We start from the raw sequence: 1,636 nt of genomic DNA on the forward strand, positions 1-1,636 counted from the left end.
CTCATCCTGTCGCAGCAGGTCGATGATATCGCCCACGGGATCCCGCCCTCCAACACCGTTGCGGTGAAGCGATTGACGGCCCGCGACCGCGATCGTTTGCAGGCGGCGCTTCGCGCGGTCACCGCGATCGATGCCCTGACCCGCGATCTCCTGTTCAGGCAATGATTCGGGATCGCGAATGTTGCGATGCACAATGGGCGAGTTAACCGCTTTGCCGCGGGGGAATATTGCGCGCTTGCATGCGGCGGCCCGGCAGGGGACAATCAACCCGAAAACTCGCTTGGCGGGCCTCCTCGAAGCGGTCAAGGGTTTGCAACCGTCTCACAAGAAATCAATGACCGCCGCTGTCAACACCCATCTCGTCATCGCCGATGACCATCCGCTGTTCCGCGATGCCTTGCGACAGGCGGTCGCCAGCGTCGTGCCTTCGGCGAAGATCGGCGAAGCGGGGTCCTTTGACGAATTGACCAAGCTGCTGGAGCGGGATTCCGATGTCGATCTGGTGCTGCTCGATCTGACCATGCCGGGTATCAGCGGTTTCTCCGGCCTGATTTACCTGCGCGCGCAATACCCGGCGATCCCCGTGGTGATCGTCTCGGCCAGCGACGATGGCGGCACCATCCGCCGTTCGCTGGATTTCGGCGCCTCCGGCTTCATTCCCAAGCGCTTCGGGGTCGAGACGCTGCGCGACGCCATTGTGAAGATCATGGAAGGCGACGTCTGGATCCCGCCGGACACCGATCTCACCTCCACCGCCGACCCGGATATGACCCGGCTGCGCGACCGGCTGGTGACGCTGACCCCGCAGCAGGTGCGGGTGCTGATGATGCTGTCGGAAGGTCTGCTCAACAAGCAGATCGCCTACGAACTCGGCGTGTCGGAAGCGACCATCAAGGCGCACGTATCGGCGATCCTGCAAAAACTCGGCGTCGAGAGCCGTACCCAGGCCGTGATCGCCGCCGCCAAGATTTCCGGCGGCCAGTGGCGGCAAGGCACACCCTCGGCGTCGTAGCCGTTGCGTAAACGAACCGACTCGAAGCCATCATCGGCTACATCTGGACGCGACAACAGCGGAGGACGCCATGGCCTATTTCCAGCGAAGAATGGACGGCATCGAGCGGGGCGGCAAGATTGCCGCCGATGTATTCTGCATTCTCCTGCTGGCAGTATTGGCGGTGGGATGCCTGGGCATCCTATCCGGTGTCGCCGCGAGCGTGCTGGTCGTGCTGGGCGTGCTGACCATCGATTATTACACGGCCGATCCGGACGATCATGTCGCCGGCGTCATTCGATAGCCGCCTTCGGGGGCATCTCGGCCGCGCGGACCGCTTCAGGAGTGACATATCGCGTGAGCGAGGCTTCTCCTTATCGGAGGCAAGAAAGTTTTCGCCAGGCAAAACTTGCGACGCAAAGCCCGGACGCATGGCGCCGCGAGAATGCGGACGTACATCTGCTGTTGAAAGTTGATGCAAACTCCCACCGCGTCGTTGCGAGAAGCGCTTGCGACGAAGCAATCCATCTATCAGCCGGTACCGCTGCGAAATGGATTGCTTCGTCGCAAGCGCTCCTCGCAATGACGTTGATAGCTACTCCGCCGCCACCATCTGCTGGGTTCGCCACTGCCCGAGCAGTGCGC

General features: G+C 62.2%; 4 protein-coding genes. All 4 read left to right on the forward strand.

What is annotated here, in order from left to right; translation table 11 throughout:
- Window positions 1-6: 6 nt before the first annotated feature.
- A complete protein-coding gene (locus Q7U29_RS27710; RefSeq protein WP_370691751.1) occupies window positions 7-165 on the forward strand; it encodes a putative nucleotidyltransferase substrate binding domain-containing protein in 159 nt (52 codons plus the stop codon).
- A gap of 169 nt (window positions 166-334) precedes the next feature.
- Window positions 335-1,012: a response regulator transcription factor gene (locus Q7U29_RS12950; RefSeq protein WP_304741969.1), complete on the forward strand. Its 678-nt coding sequence runs from the start codon at window positions 335-337 to the stop codon at window positions 1,010-1,012.
- Between the two features lie 70 nt (window positions 1,013-1,082).
- On the forward strand, window positions 1,083-1,295 hold the full coding sequence (locus Q7U29_RS12955) for a hypothetical protein (RefSeq protein WP_304741971.1): 213 nt from the start codon (window positions 1,083-1,085) through the stop codon (window positions 1,293-1,295).
- Window positions 1,296-1,348: 53 nt separating this feature from the next.
- Window positions 1,349-1,636 (forward strand): hypothetical protein (locus Q7U29_RS12960; RefSeq protein WP_304741973.1); only part of this gene is annotated, 288 nt, incomplete at its 3' end.

The sequence above is a fragment of the Bradyrhizobium sp. genome (assembly GCF_030654605.1).
Taxonomy (GTDB): Bacteria; Pseudomonadota; Alphaproteobacteria; order Rhizobiales; family Xanthobacteraceae; genus Bradyrhizobium.

Excerpts from the sequence above, each read along its gene's own strand:
- Q7U29_RS12955 (WP_304741971.1), top strand. The coding sequence starts at position 1,083 with ATGGCCTATTTCCAGCGAAGAATGGACGGCATCGAGCGGGGCGGCAAG.
- Q7U29_RS12950 (WP_304741969.1), top strand. The coding sequence starts at position 335 with ATGACCGCCGCTGTCAACACCCATCTCGTCATCGCCGATGACCATCCG.